Source organism: Paenibacillus sp. GM2FR, assembly GCF_002803325.1.
Classification (GTDB): Bacteria; Bacillota; Bacilli; order Paenibacillales; family Paenibacillaceae; genus Paenibacillus_AQ; species Paenibacillus_AQ lautus.
On record NZ_MKZM01000008.1, the window covers coordinates 2,468,778 to 2,487,566 of the forward strand.

The window sequence follows — 18,789 nt, forward strand, 5'->3', positions numbered from 1 at the left end:
TGAAGCTATCGATCCTATTCGTTCAACACATATCGATACGCAAAAAGTGAAACCCATAGCAAAGCTGCTAACCATATAGCAATAATTATACTTCCTGCAAACCAATTTTTGGGTTTACCGCGCTTCATCCGTTCGTCGGCTTGCAGTTCATGCTCTTGGACCACGGCGCTAGGTATCATTTTCAATGTGATCGCAATTCCAAGGGGGACTAATATCACATCGTCCAGATAGCCTAGTACAGGTATAAAATCCGGAATCAAATCAATGGGACTGAAGGCATAAGCTACAACACATATGGCGAATATTTTGGCGTACCAAGGAGTCCGATTATCCTTGTAGGCATAATAAAGTAAAAAGACCTTTCTTTTTAACATCCCAGCCCATTTTTTTATCCGATCCTTCATAACCGTTCTCCTACGCTGCATTTTACTTCATATTACCACGCAATCCTGTCCGGCGGCTAACTGCTTTCCACTGGTTAGTCAAGCGGCAATGGCTGCAAACTCCCAGCCCATTATTGGTTATAACAAAAAAGCCGCCAATATGACGACTTCGTAAATACTTTGCTTATTCCGAGACTACCTTGGTCAGTTCCTGATGCACATCCACCTTCTTATTGATCGCTTGCATCGCAAGACATGCTTCCGTTCAGATGTTTGGCATGCGGCACGATTCTTCAACCTGTGACTCTCGGCTTTGTCGGATCGCAGTTCGGGTTCTGTACTTCACCCAAAGCGGCCAACTTGGACAAATAGTAGCACTCTTCTCGATACATATGATCCGGCATCAGCGGATTAATCCGGTCCAGCACCTCCCCGCGGAGTTCAAATTCTTCGAGTTCTGCCAGAAAGTGCATGAACACTCTCATTTCCAGATCAATATCAGCGTGAAATTTGCGCAGGGCAGGAAAATCCTTTAAATGGGTCCTTAAATAACCCGTCATTTCTACTGCTTTTAAATAAAAGCCTTCAAAATCTTTCTGGAACGCCAAACTTTTTGCAATTAACGGCTTTTCAGCAAAATCCAGATCGGCCGCAAGGCTTGCTGCATGACCAAATGCATCCTGCAGCCAAACCATATCATAGTGCAAGGGGTGGAACAGAGGTACGCCCTTACCTTCTTGTAACGCCTGTAAGATCCGAAGGTATTCCTCCAATTCATTGACCATATGGTTGACAAAGGAAGGCGTCAGGAGCAAATCAATTTTGCCTGCAAGCTGTCGTTCCAGCAAATTCAGCTTGAATTCGCGCAGTTCATACGTGGCATTATAGGCATCATTCGTCAGTTTTGCGATGAATGTGGATGCATCGGGTCTTCGCGCCTCCCCAAGCAGCATATCAAATGTAGCCATTAAGGACTCGGCTGTGGCGATATCCCCTTTTTCCTTGGGTGAAAGCGCAGTAAAAATAAAACGACAGTGGTCGCCAAGAATCTGTAGCCAAAACCGGTGCTCATACAAGGGATCACTCATTGATCTTGCCCCTCCCGTTGCGTTATTCTCAGAAAATATATGCTGATGACAACGGAGTAGAACGCGGAAGGGATCATCGGACCATATTTGCAACTCGAGCATCATTCACGACAAAATACGGGATAGAAAGTTTTCAGTTCTTTGCCTAGGGCCTCCTTACGACTGCATTTCGTTTTCGATCCGTTTCATAAAGTCTTCAGCCGCGCTGTATCCAAGTTGTTTAAGATACCAATTGTTGGCCGCCGCCTCGATGAGACTGGCGACGTCCCGTCCCGGCTGAAGCTGAACCTCGATATGCGGAATTTGAATGCCTAAATACTCGGTAAACTGAGGCACCGCCTCCAGCTCGTTGTTCAGGGAATTTTCCCGCCAAGGCGACAGCTCAATATCGAGCACAATTCGCGTCTCGTCCTGAAACGCCGTGCGTCCGTATTGACGAACGACATTGATCAGACCGATGCTTCGCAGCGCCAGAAACTCGCGGGTTGTCTCATTGTGTGTGCCGAGAAGAGTCGAAGGACCCAGCTTTTTAAGCACCACGATATCGTCTGCCACAAACCGGTGGCCTCGTCTGATCAAGGTGTGGGCTGTCTCGCTTTTGCCAATCCCGGATTTACCCCGAAGCAGGATTCCTATGCCCGATACATTCACACATACTGCATGGATCGACATCTCCGGTGCCAGTGTCTTCACCAAATAGCTGTCCAACTTGGCGATAAATTCCGTTGTTGTCTCTGTCGTCCGCAATAACGGTATGCCCTCTTGATTACAGAAAAGGGTCAGATATGGAATCTCCTGCTGTCCTGACGTGACAATAAAGCACGGCGGATGATATTTGACGATATTCCCGATATGTAACTTGCGTTCTTCTATGGTAAGCGTCAATAAATAGTTGATTTCTTTGCGACCAAGCACCTGCACTCGCTCCATAGGGAAAAAATCGAAATACCCGACAAACTCCAGCCCCGGTCGGTGCGTTTGTGGACGGGAAATCATACGATCCATGCGATTGGCTCCTGCAAGTACTTCCAAATGAAAAATTTCCGTAAGACTTTGAACGGTGATCGACTTCATGTTGCTCTCCTCCTGCGATTGCAGTATGTATTCGGAATATATTCAACAAACAACAGGTATTTTCCTGCCTATTTGTTTCCATTTATGAGCCCCCCACCCTTCCAGATAATTAGATCATGACGACCTTAACTGCCTCCAAACATGAGTTTACATCAAAAAAGCCGCCTATTCGGCGACTCTTGTGAGTATATAATGTGATCAATATCGTAGGCTGCATGGCAACCTTTTACAACAACTCAAAAGTAAGGCTGGGTGTGTTCTCTGCCTTCTCAAGCTCCATGGATCGTTCATGATATCCCAATTCCAGCACAGCAACGATCCGCTCGTCATCATGAACACCAAAACGAAGGGTGCAAGCTCTATCATAAATCCAGTCATTCATCGTCATTCGCACATGGAGCATACGATCCTGAGCGAGCAGACGAAAATTCTGCATGAGGCAGCTTGCTGCTGCGTAATCTTCTTCTCTTTTATGAGGATCATGATCTTCCTTAATGACCAATATCAGATAAGCCGGTGCCTGATCCTGCAATTCAGATAGCAAGTCTGTATTGCTTGAGCCGATAAATATAAACCGCCAAGGTTCCCGCATTCCGTCATTAGGAGCCCATACCGCAACATTTAATAGTTCCAGTATATGATTTTCGGAAACGGGTCTATCGATATAGCTCATCAAAAGGACCCTCCTCCACTCGATAAAATCGTCCATTTCTTTTCTGCTTGTGTTCGTGCTCTGGCTCTTGGAGCCTTATCGAAGTATCCCAGATGAAAAATACCAACCAGCCTCTCATTGGGCTGCAGCTTCAACAGCTCGAATAATTCTTTGCTCTGCATCATCGGTTCAGTATCCCACAGCGTACCGAGCCCACGTTGCCAGGCAAGAAGCTGAAAATTTTGCATGATCCCGCAGACCGCCGCATAATTCATATCACTTTTCCTTCTGTCCGCATCCGTAGAGGCAAGGATGATGAGATGGCCAGGTATATCGGTGACCCTCTTCCGAACGAAATCCCGAACCTTTTCCGGCAGCCATTTGACCAGTCTGTTCTTCACCAACGGTTCCAGCATACTGACAGCCAAACGTTCCTTCGAATCCGCCGTCCCCGCATACATGCTTCGGAACGCCACTTCCTCTCTGGACGGATAAAGCTGCCGCGCAGCGTAGAGTAATTCGATCACTAGCTCCTGCTCCACGGGAATGGAGTTAAACTTGCGAATGCTTCTTCGTTCTCTGATCGTCTTCACGAAATTCATGTATTCAACCCCCAGCCATTGCTCGCTTGAATAACCCTTTAAGATCTTCAAGTATCACATCGGCGAACATATTCTTATTGATAAAAGTCAGCCAAATCTCCAAATAATCGCTTCATAAGGTCAAGCTCGGATTCGCTATACCTATCCAAAAACTCGTTCATCCTCTGCTGCTCCTTGATATGGAGCTCAGCATGTATGGCAAAAAGCTTTTTCCCAGCCGTTGTAAGCCGGAAGTACACTTCTTTTTTGTTATCATTGAGCTGGGCCCTGCGAACCCAACCCGCCTTCAATAATTTATTGGTTATCTTGGAGGTGTTCCCTTTGCTCAGGCTCATCGTTTCGGCAATGGAAGTGACATTAATCGGTTCTTGCTCACCAATACATGCGATGGTATGTAGTTCCGTTATGTTTAGGGTGGAGTCTATCTCTATTATTTTCCGGAGCTCTTCGATAAAAGCGCTGCTTAACCGGTTCTCATATTGTTCTTTTTGCTGCAGAAATTGAATGAAATTTTCATGGATAGCGTTTTTTATTTTGCTCGTACTCATGATTATGCAAGCTCCTCGACTCATTGTTTTTTTTCATTATAACCAAAATTAGTTTCGCGAGAAACAATATGAGCATATTAAAGAAGTTACACCCCGGAAAGAAATGATGGTTTCAGTTGTTCAGCCATATCACGCCCCTTCGCATTAATATATTGTTTCTATAGAAAGAATAATCAACCGATAAAACAGGAGATAATTCGATGAATCACTGAAATATTTATTCTCATGAAACAATTTTATTTTAAGGTTATTTCGATCCGATGTCAAATTCAGTAAGAAATCCGCGCCCTCCTAGCGGAGAAAAAAAAGGCAGCTGCGTGATCGCAGCTGCCTTTTGGATAAGCAGTCATGGACTATTTGCTTGTCTTTAATGCAAGCGCAGGTCTCGTTAAGGAATAAACGGCGCAGACTAGCGCCACCATGACAATTCCTCCGCCTACCCAAGACGTACTGGCTACGGTACCTCCCTGCTCTAACACGAGGCCGCCGATAGCGGATCCCAGCGCGATTCCGATTTGCAGCGCCGAATTGTTAAAACTTTGCTGAATATCAGACGAGCCTGGATCCACTTGAATCAAGTAATTCTGCAGCGGAGGAGCCAGACTCCAGCTTAATGCTCCCCATATCATCATCACGACTAAAAATACGCCGATCGAGAATGTAGAGAACGGAAGTAGAAACAGAACCAACATGAATGACGTAATGATGATGACGATGCTTTTATTCGACCCCAGTCGGTCAGCGAGCGCGCCTCCAAACGCTCCGCCGCCGACTGCGGATAGTCCGAACAGGAAGTAGCAAATGCTGATCCAGTATGGACTCAGCCCAAGCTCCGATTCAAGAAACGGCGTGAAGTATGCATAAATCGTGTAGTGCCCTGCAAGCATGAACAAGGTGGCGAGATGCGCTCCGGCGATTTTCGATTTGCCCAGCGCCTTGATCTGGACGGATAACGGCGTGACATTTTCAGGCTTGATCCGATCCAGGAACATATAGATCAAGATCATGGAGCCAATTGACAGAATGCCGATACCAAGGAATAATACCCTCCATCCAAAAGCTTCACTAATCAAAATGCCGAGCGGCACGCCAAGCACCAATGACGAGCTGATCCCCATATAAATAACGCCTAATGCTTTCGCCCGATGCGCAGGCTCAACCACCTTGGCGGTAATGGTCAACGATAACACGATAATCAGCGCTGTACTCATGGCGGTTAATATTCTGGCAGCCATTAACAACATAAAACTTGGACTTAGATATGCAAGTAAGTTACCAATGAAGAAAACGAATAAGGAAATCATATAGAGTCGTTTCCGCTCCACTCTTGCCGTCAGTGCAAGGAGAACCGGTCCAGCTACCGCATAGACCAGGGCGAACACAGTAATCAGCTGACCAGCCGTACCGAGTGAAATATGCAAGTCGTCCGCGATGAGCGGGAGTATTCCGCCAACAATAAGTTCAACCAGCCCGACGGATATCGTCGATATCGCTAGAATTAATACTTTCAGATTCATCTGGAATGGAATCCCCTTTCTTCGATGTCATATTTGCCTATAAACAACAAAAAATCCTGATTACAAAAAATGAGAAACATTTTCTGTAATCAGGATTTTACGGTTCCTGGTAGAGACCCTCAGACCATATTAATGAGGTTATACATTCAAATATTTTATTCAGTTGCACAACAATCGTTGATTAATTTATCACATTCGTTACGAAAGATCAAGCTCCCAGGCAGGATTCCAGCAAATCTCCCACAAGTGACCATCCGGATCGAGAAAGTGGCCGGAGTATCCTCCCCAGAATGTGTCTTGTGCCGGAACGGTAACCGTTGCACCCGCCCTTCTGGCTTGCTCCATCACCTCATCCACTTCCTCCTTGCTGCCGACGTTGTGACCGATGGTAAACTCCGAGGAACTCGGAGGGGACAGAGGAACATTTGCCTCAACTGACAGATCTTTGCGATTCCAGATCGCCAGTTTCACACCTGCTTGCAAGTCAAAGAATGCTACAGCCCCGTGCTCAAATTCCGTCCCAATGATCCCTTCGGTCGGGAGGCCGAGTCCATCACGGTAAAACTTCAATGACCGCTCCAGGTCATCGACGCCGATTGTAAGTACGGATATACGCGCTCTCATTATGGTAATACCTCCTATGCATCATCTTTGTTACCCGTTACTATTTTCGTCGATTACGCTATTAAAAGATTGTAAAAAACGGACAACTTGCGCTTAGACATCAAGAATTCCATGATCGATCACTTAAAGCCTGTTTTGGTGACATGCCATATAAACGCCTAAAGCTGTTAATAAAATGAGGCTGATCATAGTATCCGTATTGGGCAGCGATGTCGGGAAACCGCGTTAGCCTGGCCTGATGCAATTCCTGCAGCAAATATTGAAAACGAATGATCTCTGCCATGACCTTCGGACTGACGCCCAATTCCTTCTGAAATATCCTTCTTATGTTTCTCTCGCTATAATTAAGCTTTTCGGCCAAAGCACGAACCGTTATTCTTCCTTTGGCGGCGTACAGATACTGCATGCCGTGCTCCAGCAGCGGCTCGGAACGAACGTTATTCTGTCCTAAGACGCCCATTAAAAACCTTTCAACCAAATCCATTCGGTGCGCGGAATCCAGAGCCGTGACCATTTCCTCGTTCAGCTGATTCACATTCAGCCCCCAGGCTTCCTCCAAGAATACAGGACCCTCCCGGAAATCGGAAGCGGGATAATGTATGAAGGGGCGGACGGATTCCGCGAAAAAGCGGATGCCGAACAGTGACTGATCCTGTGTGAGCCTCATGGCTTCGTAAGATGACATCAGACCGGTAATGAAGCCGGAGGTTGAAGCTGCCGGTGCCTTCAGATTAAATATGATATCCACGCAACCGTCAGGAAGGATACGATGAAGCGGCTGCTGAAGTGACGAAGCTTGATAATCCAAGGTCCAATAACAGGCCACATAAGGAGTTAGTGGAGGGCTTGGCAAATGTTCGTGATAGGTGTAAGAAGAGTCCGGAGGTGGATTCTCTATCGTTGGTGCTTGTATAGGGACATAGTTCCGCAATGTGCTCACCCTTTATTAGCGTTGGATATGCAAATGACTCAAATAACTCCATTTAATTATAGCATCTGATTCATACTGCCCGCCGGCTTTGACATCCATATATCCGAATTCCTCCGTTCCTCAGTAGACATTCAGTATCACTTTGCCCAAGCTGTTCATGTTACGATCTTTAACCGTTAATTTCTTGCCATTATAAACTTCCCTATTCGCTGCGCTGCTTCGCGGAGTGCCTCTTCTTCCTGGACTAACGCGATTCGCACATAACCCTCTCCCTCGGAACCGAAAGCATCTCCAGGAATAACCGCAACGCCGGTTTCAAGCAGTAATTCGCGGGCGAAACGGCGCGAGCTCCATTGAACATCACGAAAAGCTTCAGGGAGCCGGGCCCATAGGAACATCGTGGCCAGCGGCTTAGGAACAACCCATCCCGCTTCGGCAAGCGCTGCCACGAGGACATCACGCCGGCGTTCATATAGTGAAGCGACACCCTGTTCCTCATCGCCAGATGCCATGGCTTGACGCAGTGCATGGACAGCCGAAATCTGTACGGGCTTGAATACGCCGAAATCGATGTTGCTTTTGTACTCCCGCAGCGCGCCCACTGCTTCTTCGTGACCGGCAAGAAAGCCGATGCGACATCCTGCCATGTTAAAGCTCTTGGAGAAGGAGTGAAATTCCACCGCGATGTCGATGGCGCCTGGAACCTGCAGAATACTCATGGGACGGTAGCCGTCAAACCCCATCTCGGAATATGCAAGGTCATGGACGATAAGCACGTCCCATTGTTTCGCCAAGCCGACCAATTTTTCAAAAAAAGCATCATCTGCCCGGACCGCAATCGGATTTCCCGGAAAATTCAGCAGAATGAAGGTCGCCTTCGCCCAAATCTCCTCCGGAATGCTGTCCAGATCCGGTACAAATCCATATTCTTCCTTCAGCGGAAGATACCAAGGCGTCACGCCTGCAATCGCAAGCGCTCCGGCATAGATCGGGTACCCCGGATTCGGCACAATGGCCACATCCCCCGGATTACATATGGCCTGAGCCAGATGCGATAATCCATCCTGGGATCCCATCAAAGCCAGTATTTCGGTATCCGGGTTAACATTTACACCAAAACGGTGCTCCATCCAAGCCGCTGACTGTTCTCGAAACTCCGCGATTCCTCTAGTACCTGGGTATGTATAGTTATCTTCTTTCAACGCTTCCTGGCTAAGCACCTCTCGGATATCCGCAGAAGGACCACGGTCAGGACTGCCGATGCTCAAGTCGATTATATGTCTTCCCGCTTGAAGAGCCTCTTGTTTCCACTCGCTGACCTCGGCACATATGGAAGAACCGATCTGCAATAGTTTGTCCGCACGCCATGTGCGTTTTGAAGTTTGATTCGGCAAGATATCCACCCACTCCACTTTTTTCCCTACATTATAGCATGAAGCTGGAGGAGCATCTCTTTGAAATCCTCATTTCAGGCTTGACTTGAAAAGCCTTTCATAACGTAAGATCGAAGCATACAAAAAGAGAAATCAGGAGAAGAGACAACCATGACCAGAACACGAGAGACCATCTTTATTATCGCCTTTACTTTTGCCGCCTTTGTATTGGGTACTACCGAATACGTCATTGTTGGATTATTAAAAGACATTAGCGCAAGTCTCAGCATATCGCTTGCTGGAGCCGGTGTCCTCGTATCCAGCTTCGCCATTGCTTATGCCCTCGGAACGCCGTTTGCGGTGACGCTGCTCGGACGCATTCCGCGGCATGTTACCATTCTGACAGCGTATATTGCGGTGTTAGTGTTTAATTATTTGACCATCTTTGCCACCACGTACCCCGTCATGTTATTCATTCGCATCATCACCGCGATTTTGTGCGGTTTAACCTTATCGCTGGCCATTGCCGCTACAAGCGAGCATATGAGCGCTTCCCGCAGGGCTGGTGCGGTTGCCTGGATCATCGGAGGTTTCTCGATTGCCAATGTCCTGGGCGTTCCGGTCGGAACGCAGATCGGCCAGATGGCAGGCTGGCAAACGGCTTTCATTGTTACTTCATTGGTCGGGATCATCCCACTAGTCTTGATGATGGCAGTCATGCCCAAGAGCAATACCATTAGCGTAAGCTCCATGAAACAGCAATTTGCCTTGTTCAAGAACAAGCGGATTCGTCTTGCCTTCTTCATTCCGGTCCTTGGCGTAGGCTCCGTATTTATCGTATACACGTACATAACGCCGCTCTTAGAGAATGTGATGGGGATTCCGCAGCAATGGATCAGCACCGTCCTGCTGGCCTACGGCGCTTTCACAATTCTTAGCAATTGGCTCGGGGCCAAGGTAGCGCAAGGCAATTCAAGGGTAAAATTGAAAGTCATATTCACCATCCAAGCGATGATTATGATGGCTCTTGCCCTTACCCTATCACTCCCATGGATGGCCTTAGTGTCGTTAATGCTGGTCGCCTGCTTCTCCTTTGCGCTCAGTACCGCCGTTCAGTTATACCTGATTGACCTGGCGGATGAATCTTCACCCGGCTCCAAGGACTTCGCTTCCACGCTCATGCCGGTTGCATCCAATCTGGGTATCGCCGTTGGTTCCCTACTGGGCAGCCTAGTCGTGGATAACGTCGGACTCGAACACCTGCCTTGGGCTGCAGTTTTGTTCGCTATCGGAGCATTTGCCGTTACGTCCCGCTGCCATCAGCTGGATCAACAGCATTTGGATATAACGCCGTTGACATCGGCAAAAGCTTCGTAGAACGCTATTCTTCAATCCTTCTCATTTTCCGGTGAAGAGGGATTTTTGGTACCGGCGGGAAATCGGTTATTCTCGTGAGAACAGCTACCTTATCGGAAAAATGAACAGATACCTTATCGTAAGAATGACACAGTAATAAGAACAGCTACCTTATGCCCCGGCATCGTTAATGTCTATCGAGTTGCGATATTGAGGACACTGGTTCCGCTATTTCCTTGTTTTCACCCATTTCGCAGCAATAAGCGGACAAGAGATCCGCTATCGCGGGATTATCAGCGGAATAATTCATGATTATGGTGCAATAGCGGATCCTCTGTCCGTGTGAACTTCATAATAGGCCGTTTCCGGTAAAATAACGGATCCTCTGTCCTCATAATCTTCTTAATGTGCGAATATCAGCATATAACAGGGCCTCTTCTGCCCGCATATACACGAGAATAGGCCGATTCCCGTAAATAGCGGATCCTCTGTCCTCATGATCTCCTTAACGGGCGATTTTCAGCATATTAACGGGGCCATATATCGGAGCCTCTTCTGCCCACATGTGCCCCAAAAAAAAAGGCCGTCTCCCTCATATAGCGGTTCTTCCCGCATCGTCCACCTGTTCGATGGATGCCGTGCTTAAGCTGCCATCTCCCGGCATGCTTTTGCACATCGAAAGCATGCCTCAGCACATTCCTGACAGTGCTTCATATCATGCTTCTTGCACTCGTTACCGCATGCTTCACAGACATCGGCGCAGATCCTGCATATCTCGCTGGCATACATACTGTTCGTGGACATCGCCTGAGCCGCAAATCCGCAAATATCCGCACACTGCCGATCCAAGCGAATGCATTCTTTCATCATCGCCACATCATGTTCATCCAAACATGCGGTGTAACAATGGTTACAGGCTACCATACAGCGTAAGCATTCCTCGATACATTGTTGAAATTGTTCATGGGACATCATACATTCTCCTTTCGGTCTTAGCGATCATAGGATTACCTTTTTTCAAGGTTGTATGTAATTAACCAAAACTTGTGAAGATTATGTGAGGATATTTTATGATTTCGATATCATTGGCGAACAGAAAAGACGACTGCATGCAGTCGTCTTTCTTTGTCGTTTTTTTCATGAATTATGTTAACCAATCTTCACATGAATCCGCCAAATTTTGTAAATCTTGAAAGAACATGCTGGCATGGTAACCATCACACACAGCATGGTGCACCTGCAATGAAACTGGGAGTAGCTTACGGCCACCCTGCTCGATATATTTTCCGCCGGTTATGATGGGAAGAAGATAGTCTGTTTCATTGACAATGTTTAGATTAAATCCGCTAAAGCTAACCCAGGGTATCATGGATATGGGAAACGTGTTCGGCGGTGGATTCTCTTTAACGAAAATCCCTTTTGCATCCCGATATCGCTCCATGTCCTGCTCGTAATGATCGTGGAATCGATAGAAATCATTCGAACATGCTGTCCATAAACAGGAGAAGGTATGGTCATCGTTATGGAAAAAGGTATAGCTTGGCGTCATCCGATCCCAGTAACCCAACTCCCCTTCGGGACTATAGGACGTTTTGAATTCGACCCGGTTATTGACAACCCTGGTAACCATATAAATAAAAGCAGGATAAAGCTTGAATCCATAGGCTTTTAGCGAATACAGCAAGCGAGTAATGTCGATATCCACGGTAATGCTAAAGGTACATTTATTCGATCGATAATGCTCGTAATAAGGTTTTCTCGTCCACTGTTCAACATCTATAATATGAAATTTCATCTTTTATGCCCTCCTAAAATAAAATCGTTCTATTTCAGGAGGGAATATCCACTGATCTAATCACACGCCATCACTCCAAGTTTCCGTATTAGCAGATTTCTGTTAGATCCTCGAATGTATCCGATTCTGCCCCACTTCCCTATTATAAATGATACCCCCATTGAAAAATAGGTGTCTGTCTATGCGCCCACTGGGTACTTGTGCACTCAACTCATGCACAGGACACGTATGATATACCAATTCAAGGGGAGGTGTTCGCGGATGGGATGTCCACCTAGGAAGGCCAAACGCTGCCGGAAGAAAAAAATGATCCTCATACGTAAACCAAAAAAGAAAAAACGTCGATGTATTATTGTCAAAAAGAAAGTGATCCGGGTAAAATGTCCTCCACCTACGATCATAAACGGAACTGCAGGGACACAAGGCCCACAGGGTACTTCAGGATTAACAGAATCTCAGGGTATTCCAGGACCACCTGGACTACCTGGACCACCTGGACCACCAGGACTGCAAGGAATCCCTGGTCCACAAGGCGCTCAGGGCGTACCAGGACCTCAAGGTCCACAGGGTCTTCAGGGTCCTCAAGGTCCTGCAGGTGAAAGCCCAACGGATCCCTGTTTTGAAGAATTGAGAGATACTTTACTGCAATTAGACAATCAATACATTTCGGTTTCGACTTCCGGCTTCGCCGATAGTATCGAGGGCCGGATTTTGCGAACCGGAGAAGGAACGGTCATTCTTACCGGTGTATTCGGAACGCGAATCATTCCGGTATGCTCCATCAATTCCGTGGACCATGGACCCTTCGCTTACGCTATATTTGGTTTCAATGATGTCATCACCGTCATTAATACGGCTACAAATACCATTATGGGTTTCATCCCGGTCGGAGATAGTCCAAACGATATTGTGTTCACGCCCGACGGCACTCGTGCCTATGTTACCAATTTTAGCGATGATAGTGTACAGGTGATTGATACGGCCTCCAACACCATCATCGGTTTGCCGATTCCGGTTGGCGATGGTGCAGATCGGAATGCCATCACGCCGGATGGTTCGCGGGTATACGTCACGAATTTTATTGACAGCACAGTCTCCGTCATTGATACGGTCACAAATACGGTCATCGGAACGCCGATACCCGTAGGGGACGGTCCTACTGGAATCGCCATTACGCCAAACGGCCTGCGAGCCTATGTCGTTAACTCAACCGATGGAACCGTCTCCGTTATCGATACGGCTTCTAACATGGTGCTCGGCTTGCCAATACCGGTTGGCTTATTGCCTCAGGAGGTCGCCATTACGCCGGATAGTACGCGAGCGTACGTTACCAATTTTTCAAGCGCATCTGTCTCCGTCATCGATACCGCCTCCAACGTGGTCATTGCGACCATCCCGGTCGGAAATAACCCTACCGGAATCGCGATTATGCCTGACGGATCTCGGGCATATGTCACCAATGCCGGCTCAGATACCGTATCCATCATTCATATTGCAGCCAACACGGTTATTGCTCCCACAATCACGGTTGGAGATAGTCCGAACGGTATCGCAATTACTCCAGATGGTACAAGAGCGTATGTAACGAATACACTGAGTCCCAACATTTCAATCATTAACACATCATCCAACACGGTTACCTCATTGCCATTAACCAATACGGGATATACAGGGATTGGCATAACACCTATAACGATTTAATGATTCAAAAGAATAATCGATGAAAGAAGGTGTTTTATGCGGAAAAATGATATCCGTGCTTGGATTCAAAAAGAATTGGATGAGCATCCGGACATCACAAGCATACAGCTTGCGGAGAAATATCGAATTCCACTGCATATCGTCCAAATGATGAAAGACAAATTATTAAAGGGTGTTGATCATACACCACGTAAAGAGCATGAATAATACCATATTCCGCTTCCCGTATGAGGCGATAGATGAACCGACTCTCAACAGAGGAAGAAACAGTGCCCAGCAGTGGAACATGATTTAACGCAAACCATGCAACACCACCGCACTCTTTACTCCTGTTCATCTATCGACTAACAACAATAAAGGCTTCACTCCTCAAGCAGCTGCTCAAGTCGTGAAGCCTATATGCAATCAGGTCTTAATGAATAGCTTCAGGCATTTGGGTAAACAGCAGGTTGACTGGCAAATTGCTTCCTGGCGCAGCCGTCAGCATGATTTCAACCTTTTGTTCGTAATCGCCTGTACGATAGAGGACCGCTTGCTCGCCAGGAGCGACCTGTCCAAGGGAATAGATCGGTACAATTGTTCCATTTACCATAGCATATCCCGAGTACTTACCGCCCCGCGGGTTAAACGAGATCAGGGTATCCGGTGCTACGCGATCCAATGTTATTTTATACAGGACACCAAAGTTACCCGTATTGTGCGTAATGTCCCCAACCATAGGGTCCATGCCTTCCAAGTTAGGGTCATCCTGATTGTCTCCAAGTATGAGACGCTCGGATTCGGCACCCACCAGTTCGGAATAACGGATGATCCGCGTCGAATCCGGATAGGTTCCACGGTTATGAACACCATCGCGATTCAGGATCGGCAGTGTGCTCAGAACCTTCAACGGATCGGATTTCTCATCAATCATCACGACATCGAACTGAATCGGCAGGTCGCTGTACATATCCGAGTAAAGGGAAATGACATGTCCTTGCTTCATTCTAACATCGCTCAGTTCCGTCATGACCAGCTTTTGTTCACCTGGTGCAAGCGTTACTGAAGTTCGCTTGGAATCGTCCTGCATGGATTGGAAGTAGTTCAGCACAGACTTCTTGCCTGCTGCCGTTGCGATCGGCGACGGACCTGCAAATCCCAAGTAATCTTGTCTGAGCGTTACCGGGGTGCTGTTCTTGTTCGTTGCAATAACGTACATTTTCACATTTTTATTCAAATTGTTTACATGGTGAATCATAAAGCGCATGTCGCCAACCGCCGTCTCTTGGTACACAATGCCTTCGCTGTTGACGGTTTCCGGACTGTTACTGCGAATCAACGTGCTTGGCTCATCGTAAAAATCATAATTAATCTTCGGACGCGAAGTCACATTGCCGAGGAACGTGAATTTCTCCCCTTCCGGGATAAAGAGCATATTGAAATCCTCTTCTTGATACAATGTCTCGTTTGTCACGTTAATCGTCGTCTCGTAGGTGGAGCTAAGTCCCTTCTTGTCGGTAGCCGTTAACTTGATCGTATAAACGCCCGGTGTGAAGAAAGCATATTGTTTATTCTCCCATTTGTACGTCAGATCCTCAGGCTTGTCCTGATCATCTGTACTTTGGTTCGTATAAGTAATCAATTCACCCATTTTATACTCGGACTTATCGGTCTCGAACATGGCAACAGGCGGAAGATTCGGCTGAATGACCGTAATCGTTTGGCTGTATGGCTCGCTCCACGCTCCTGTAGAATCCTGAACCGAGTAAGTGACTATGTATTGGCCTGGTGCATCGAAAATATCCTGTTTGCCTTCCCAGCGCTCGTCGATGATTTCACCTTGTACATTCTCCAGCTGCGGTGTATAGGTCACTGTAGTTTGTCCTGCATAAATCTCTTTAGGTCCCACCGTAAACTTGGCTACGGGCTTGGTTTCCAGATTCATGATGACGCGTTTACCCACATTATCCACTTTATATTGAATGTCGAGTGCTTGGGTTATAGCTGTCAGGGGAACCATGAAGGTACTCTTTGTCTGGTAGGAGGTGCCTTTCATCTCTTTCGTTACGCCATTCACGGTATACTTGCTGCTGTCTGTTTTGAAGCGAAGCTCATTGGTTCCTTTGGTAATGACGGTTTCTTTGGTCTTCTTATCGTAAGTGACCTTGAAGCCTACACGGTCCACAAGGGCACGAATGGGAACATAGGATACTCCCTTTTTGACTTGCATCGGCTGCGGTGCATTGTAGGTAACGCCGTCTTGTACCATTTTTGTACTATTAAAAAATAGAATAAGTTCTTTACCCGTCACGGTTTGCTGGTTATTCTGGTTGCCCTGCTCTTCCGTAGTTGTTGCCGGATCTTGCACTTCCCCGGTTTCCTCAGCCGGTACTTCGGTTGTTCCTGCTTCATTCGGCTCTTGAGACCCTTCTGTCTCTGTCTCTGTTGTATCGGTCGTCTCTTGAGCAGCGTCTGTACCCCCGGATGTTACTGCTTTGGTTGCCGCAGCGTTTTGCTCGTACACTTCTTGGGTGACTGACTGTTGAGGTTTGTCTGCGGTATTTGCATCCGCGCTCGCCGGATAAGCTGCCGCTAATTGGGCAACAGCCAATACGGTTAGCAATGATCGTTTCTTCAGTTTCATTCCATAACTCCTTCTAATCCTTTTTTGATATTTTATTTAGGTCATACTATTAGACGCAAATTTTGGTAAAAAAGTTTCTCTAAATCTGTTAATAATATTTACGATAATGTAGATCATTGTAAAGCCTATGAAAAGTCCCGCAACAGCACGTTGGCTATAGCGGGATTTTAATGTGCATATTATTTCATAATAGATGCTCCTGCAAATTCGTAGCCGCAATTATCTTTTTCCCGCTACGATCATATCTCCATAGATGAACGCCTGTGTCGCCTGTCGGGATATGAATATCCGTATGATAAGGAAGATTTAAGAAACTTCGGAACAACATCGTGATCATTCCGCCATGGGAGACAATGCATACTCTTTGCAAGTCAGGCTCGCTATGGATTGTAGTAAACAGCTTGGATATGAATTGTTCGGCCCTTGCTCTGAAACGCACTTCAGACTCTCCGCCTTCGATGGAATCGTGCCGCTTTCTTCCTCCATCAGGCAAGGGATATTTAAGTAAAGCCTCTTCTCTTAGCATACCGGCTATGACCCCATTATTTTGCTCCATTAAATCATCATCGTAGGTAACAGGGACTTTTGTTGTTTCAGCTATGGCTGCCGCGGTCTGCTTGGCCCGGTTTAACGTACTGGAGAAAATGGCATCCAAAGTATATTCACGATGAATCCACTCTGCCAGGAGCCGTGCCTGTTGCTGGCCAAGACCCGTCAGTGCATAGTCAGCCCGTCCTTCACACCGATTCAAAATATCCGCTTCCGATTGTCCATGCCTGACGACCAGAATTTCAACCATGTCTCATCCCCCTCCTTTTCGCGCCTAGTTTCTATAGCTTATTACCAACTGCGATCCAGCGTCCGTCCACATCCTCAAACACAAACTCATGATTGTTATAATCCGTCGTCGATAAGGCTTTAACAATCTTCACGTCCAAATCCATAAGCGCTTGCTGGATCTCCCGTTGTCCATAAGTAATAAAATAAGCATCGTACCCATATCCGTAACGGATTCGATTGGGAACAACCTCAATCTCCGTCTTCGTTAATACAATCTCAATAGAGTCCTTGTAGAGGCACACATGCGGTTCTGCTGCATCAAAATAGTTCACAGCACGGAACCCGATTCGCTCATAAAACTCGCTGGTCTTCTCGAAGTTAGACGTCGGGAAAATTTGCAAGCAATGGGAAAACCCTTTATTCATCGTTCATTCTCCTGTTCGAGCTTATTTATGCTTATCCACATTGCCCATCTTTACTTACTCCTCTAGACCGTGAATCTATTGTTTATTCTTTAATTCACGGATATCTTTGATCATGAGATCGAGTCTCTCAATGATTCTCTCGTCATGATGCAACTTCTTTTTAAGTCTGACCTTAATTACAAGGAGTTCAATAATAAGCACCACGATAAGGATGCCGATGATCATAGCCCGCTCCTTTCTGAACCTGATACATTCACCTGATATTTATTCATTAAACTCATGTCACTTGATCCTCCTCCATCCCCTCAGTAATCGGGGTAGTTCCAAACAGATGAAGGATAGCCAGATAGAATGGGTACAGTGCCAAAACTGCGATGGCAATGAGCCCTGTTACAGGATTCGGTTTGTCTGCCGGATCGATGATCGGAAACCATGCAGCCACAATATAGGTCAGAATCATGAAATAGGGGATCCACAAAAGAAGCGAAAAGAAAGACGTTTTACGGCCACCCAACCAATGCCTGATCAGCTTTGGAAATCCGTAACCCGATAGAAGCAGGCCAACTAAGGAGAAGACCAAAATCACAACATTCACGTGATCCAGCCCCCACCCTGTTACTCGACTGAGTCGGTAAACGTTAGCCATGAGTTCAATCCCGGCAAAAGGGAACAGTGCATACAAAAAACTCGATATATTTAATCGAATGAAAAAGCTCATGCTCACGCTCCTGAAACTTATATAACTGAAGCCGATTATTTGCAGTACGCTATATTAAACCAGCTCTTTAATCAGATACAGATTCAGATCGTCATCCGCACATACCATGTCACCGGGCACCACAGGTTCATTGCTGTACATAATCCCGTTGCCATCGGGAATATAACCGCGACGGACATATATTCTTTGAGCTGCACCATAGTCTTTGTACAATCCAACCCCGATACCGATACGCGCCATTTTTTTGCGAACGATGTTCTCGAATTCTTCCATGATGCAGTTCGCTATGCCGTTTCTCCGGTACTCCGGGAACACATTCAGATCATTGATTTCCGGAATGTTCTGATCTCGAAAATACGGATATCTCGATTCGTATTTCAAGTGGGAAACCCCGGCCAGCTCCTCATGAACAAATGCCAACAAAGTGACACGCTTGCCAATTTGGTTCTCATATTCGCACAAATCATAGTACTCATCCGGGCGCTTTATATTTTGCTGTTGAAACGCTTCCTTCCAGATGCTTTTAAGCTCCGTATTATCTAACACCTTTAATGTAACGTTCATTGGTTTACCTCGCTGTAATGTATTTTGTTGGTAGG

Annotated in this window: 21 protein-coding genes and 1 riboswitch; of the genes, 3 read left to right on the plus strand and 18 right to left on the minus strand. The window is 46.6% G+C overall.

Annotation, left to right across the window (positions count from 1 at the left end; genetic code table 11):
- Window positions 1–14: 14 nt before the first annotated feature.
- The 10 genes from PAEVO_RS11075 to PAEVO_RS11115 form a co-directional block, all read right to left on the minus strand.
- A complete protein-coding gene (locus PAEVO_RS11075) occupies window positions 15–404 on the minus strand; it encodes a YkvA family protein (RefSeq protein WP_100537586.1) in 390 nt (129 codons plus the stop codon).
- Window positions 405–676: 272 nt separating this feature from the next.
- Window positions 677–1,471 (minus strand): DUF2935 domain-containing protein, encoded by a 795-nt coding sequence (locus PAEVO_RS11080; RefSeq protein WP_100537587.1) that lies wholly within the window; start codon window positions 1,469–1,471, stop codon window positions 677–679.
- A 156-nt stretch (window positions 1,472–1,627) separates the two neighbouring features.
- Window positions 1,628–2,545 (minus strand): HPr(Ser) kinase/phosphatase, encoded by a 918-nt coding sequence (gene hprK / locus PAEVO_RS11085; protein ID WP_100537588.1) that lies wholly within the window; start codon window positions 2,543–2,545, stop codon window positions 1,628–1,630.
- A 226-nt stretch (window positions 2,546–2,771) separates the two neighbouring features.
- Window positions 2,772–3,218 (minus strand): nitroreductase family protein, encoded by a 447-nt coding sequence (locus PAEVO_RS34290; RefSeq protein WP_243390731.1) that lies wholly within the window; start codon window positions 3,216–3,218, stop codon window positions 2,772–2,774.
- A complete protein-coding gene (locus PAEVO_RS34295; protein WP_243390732.1) occupies window positions 3,218–3,799 on the minus strand; it encodes a nitroreductase family protein in 582 nt (193 codons plus the stop codon). The genes PAEVO_RS34290 and PAEVO_RS34295 overlap by 1 nt, the downstream gene beginning before the upstream one ends.
- A 74-nt stretch (window positions 3,800–3,873) precedes the next feature.
- Window positions 3,874–4,347, minus strand: a complete 474-nt coding sequence (locus PAEVO_RS11095) for a MarR family transcriptional regulator (protein WP_100537589.1) — start codon at window positions 4,345–4,347, stop codon at window positions 3,874–3,876.
- A 353-nt stretch (window positions 4,348–4,700) separates the two neighbouring features.
- Window positions 4,701–5,864, minus strand: coding sequence for an MFS transporter (locus tag PAEVO_RS11100; protein WP_100537590.1), 1,164 nt, complete (start codon window positions 5,862–5,864; stop codon window positions 4,701–4,703).
- A 66-nt stretch (window positions 5,865–5,930) separates the two neighbouring features.
- Window positions 5,931–6,030, minus strand: a riboswitch (purine riboswitch).
- Between the two features lie 32 nt (window positions 6,031–6,062).
- A complete protein-coding gene (locus PAEVO_RS11105) occupies window positions 6,063–6,488 on the minus strand; it encodes a VOC family protein (protein WP_100537591.1) in 426 nt (141 codons plus the stop codon).
- A 100-nt stretch (window positions 6,489–6,588) separates the two neighbouring features.
- Window positions 6,589–7,428, minus strand: a complete 840-nt coding sequence (locus PAEVO_RS11110) for a helix-turn-helix transcriptional regulator (RefSeq protein WP_100537592.1) — start codon at window positions 7,426–7,428, stop codon at window positions 6,589–6,591.
- Window positions 7,429–7,595: 167 nt separating this feature from the next.
- Window positions 7,596–8,831 (minus strand): aminotransferase class I/II-fold pyridoxal phosphate-dependent enzyme, encoded by a 1,236-nt coding sequence (locus PAEVO_RS11115; RefSeq protein ID WP_100537593.1) that lies wholly within the window; start codon window positions 8,829–8,831, stop codon window positions 7,596–7,598.
- A 132-nt stretch (window positions 8,832–8,963) separates the two neighbouring features.
- Between PAEVO_RS11115 and PAEVO_RS11120 the strand changes: the two genes are divergently transcribed.
- Window positions 8,964–10,169, plus strand: a complete 1,206-nt coding sequence (locus PAEVO_RS11120) for an MFS transporter (protein WP_100537594.1) — start codon at window positions 8,964–8,966, stop codon at window positions 10,167–10,169.
- A gap of 621 nt (window positions 10,170–10,790) precedes the next feature.
- On the opposite strand, the gene PAEVO_RS11125 is transcribed toward PAEVO_RS11120, so the two are convergent.
- The 3 genes from PAEVO_RS11125 to PAEVO_RS34300 form a co-directional block, all read right to left on the minus strand.
- A complete protein-coding gene (locus PAEVO_RS11125) occupies window positions 10,791–11,120 on the minus strand; it encodes a four-helix bundle copper-binding protein (protein ID WP_100537595.1) in 330 nt (109 codons plus the stop codon).
- 172 nt (window positions 11,121–11,292) lie between these two features.
- Entirely contained in the window at window positions 11,293–11,943 is a 651-nt protein-coding gene (catA, locus tag PAEVO_RS11130) for a type A chloramphenicol O-acetyltransferase (RefSeq protein ID WP_100537596.1), read from the minus strand.
- Window positions 11,944–12,340: 397 nt separating this feature from the next.
- A complete protein-coding gene (locus PAEVO_RS34300; protein WP_100537597.1) occupies window positions 12,341–12,550 on the minus strand; it encodes a hypothetical protein in 210 nt (69 codons plus the stop codon).
- A gap of 20 nt (window positions 12,551–12,570) precedes the next feature.
- On the opposite strand from PAEVO_RS34300, the gene PAEVO_RS34100 reads away from it, so the two are divergent.
- Together PAEVO_RS34100 and PAEVO_RS33780 are read left to right on the plus strand one after the other, a co-directional pair.
- Window positions 12,571–13,644, plus strand: a complete 1,074-nt coding sequence (locus PAEVO_RS34100) for a beta-propeller fold lactonase family protein (protein ID WP_243390733.1) — start codon at window positions 12,571–12,573, stop codon at window positions 13,642–13,644.
- 36 nt (window positions 13,645–13,680) lie between these two features.
- The gene (locus tag PAEVO_RS33780; protein ID WP_165789656.1) at window positions 13,681–13,851 is read left to right on the plus strand and encodes a hypothetical protein; all 171 of its coding nucleotides are present in this window, start codon (window positions 13,681–13,683) and stop codon (window positions 13,849–13,851) included.
- 205 nt (window positions 13,852–14,056) lie between these two features.
- Here PAEVO_RS33780 and PAEVO_RS11145 read toward each other — a convergent pair whose 3' ends face one another.
- The 5 genes from PAEVO_RS11145 to PAEVO_RS11165 form a co-directional block, all read right to left on the minus strand.
- On the minus strand, window positions 14,057–16,267 hold the full coding sequence (locus PAEVO_RS11145) for a stalk domain-containing protein (protein ID WP_100537598.1): 2,211 nt from the start codon (window positions 16,265–16,267) through the stop codon (window positions 14,057–14,059).
- A gap of 184 nt (window positions 16,268–16,451) precedes the next feature.
- Window positions 16,452–17,066, minus strand: a complete 615-nt coding sequence (locus PAEVO_RS11150; protein WP_100537599.1) for a histidine phosphatase family protein — start codon at window positions 17,064–17,066, stop codon at window positions 16,452–16,454.
- A 31-nt stretch (window positions 17,067–17,097) separates the two neighbouring features.
- Window positions 17,098–17,472 carry a VOC family protein gene (locus tag PAEVO_RS11155; RefSeq protein ID WP_100537600.1) on the minus strand — a complete coding sequence of 125 codons (375 nt, stop codon included), beginning with the start codon at window positions 17,470–17,472 and terminating at the stop codon, window positions 17,098–17,100.
- Window positions 17,473–17,749: 277 nt separating this feature from the next.
- Complete coding sequence (locus PAEVO_RS11160) at window positions 17,750–18,190, minus strand: hypothetical protein (protein ID WP_100537601.1); 441 nt, start codon at window positions 18,188–18,190, stop codon at window positions 17,750–17,752.
- A 54-nt stretch (window positions 18,191–18,244) separates the two neighbouring features.
- Window positions 18,245–18,754 (minus strand): GNAT family N-acetyltransferase, encoded by a 510-nt coding sequence (locus tag PAEVO_RS11165; protein ID WP_100537602.1) that lies wholly within the window; start codon window positions 18,752–18,754, stop codon window positions 18,245–18,247.
- Window positions 18,755–18,789 lie beyond the last annotated feature (35 nt).

Excerpts from the sequence above, each read along its gene's own strand:
- PAEVO_RS11075 (WP_100537586.1), bottom strand. The coding sequence starts at position 404 with ATGAAGGATCGGATAAAAAAATGGGCTGGGATGTTAAAAAGAAAGGTC.
- PAEVO_RS11080 (WP_100537587.1), bottom strand. The coding sequence starts at position 1,471 with ATGAGTGATCCCTTGTATGAGCACCGGTTTTGGCTACAGATTCTTGGC.
- hprK (WP_100537588.1), bottom strand. The coding sequence starts at position 2,545 with ATGAAGTCGATCACCGTTCAAAGTCTTACGGAAATTTTTCATTTGGAA.
- PAEVO_RS34290 (WP_243390731.1), bottom strand. The coding sequence starts at position 3,218 with ATGAGCTATATCGATAGACCCGTTTCCGAAAATCATATACTGGAACTA.
- PAEVO_RS34295 (WP_243390732.1), bottom strand. The coding sequence starts at position 3,799 with ATGAATTTCGTGAAGACGATCAGAGAACGAAGAAGCATTCGCAAGTTT.
- PAEVO_RS11095 (WP_100537589.1), bottom strand. The coding sequence starts at position 4,347 with ATGAGTACGAGCAAAATAAAAAACGCTATCCATGAAAATTTCATTCAA.
- PAEVO_RS11100 (WP_100537590.1), bottom strand. The coding sequence starts at position 5,864 with ATGAATCTGAAAGTATTAATTCTAGCGATATCGACGATATCCGTCGGG.
- PAEVO_RS11105 (WP_100537591.1), bottom strand. The coding sequence starts at position 6,488 with ATGAGAGCGCGTATATCCGTACTTACAATCGGCGTCGATGACCTGGAG.
- PAEVO_RS11120 (WP_100537594.1), top strand. The coding sequence starts at position 8,964 with ATGACCAGAACACGAGAGACCATCTTTATTATCGCCTTTACTTTTGCC.
- PAEVO_RS11125 (WP_100537595.1), bottom strand. The coding sequence starts at position 11,120 with ATGTCCCATGAACAATTTCAACAATGTATCGAGGAATGCTTACGCTGT.
- catA (WP_100537596.1), bottom strand. The coding sequence starts at position 11,943 with ATGAAATTTCATATTATAGATGTTGAACAGTGGACGAGAAAACCTTAT.
- PAEVO_RS33780 (WP_165789656.1), top strand. The coding sequence starts at position 13,681 with ATGCGGAAAAATGATATCCGTGCTTGGATTCAAAAAGAATTGGATGAG.
- PAEVO_RS11145 (WP_100537598.1), bottom strand. The coding sequence starts at position 16,267 with ATGAAACTGAAGAAACGATCATTGCTAACCGTATTGGCTGTTGCCCAA.
- PAEVO_RS11150 (WP_100537599.1), bottom strand. The coding sequence starts at position 17,066 with ATGGTTGAAATTCTGGTCGTCAGGCATGGACAATCGGAAGCGGATATT.
- PAEVO_RS11155 (WP_100537600.1), bottom strand. The coding sequence starts at position 17,472 with ATGAATAAAGGGTTTTCCCATTGCTTGCAAATTTTCCCGACGTCTAAC.
- PAEVO_RS11160 (WP_100537601.1), bottom strand. The coding sequence starts at position 18,190 with ATGAGCTTTTTCATTCGATTAAATATATCGAGTTTTTTGTATGCACTG.
- PAEVO_RS11165 (WP_100537602.1), bottom strand. The coding sequence starts at position 18,754 with ATGAACGTTACATTAAAGGTGTTAGATAATACGGAGCTTAAAAGCATC.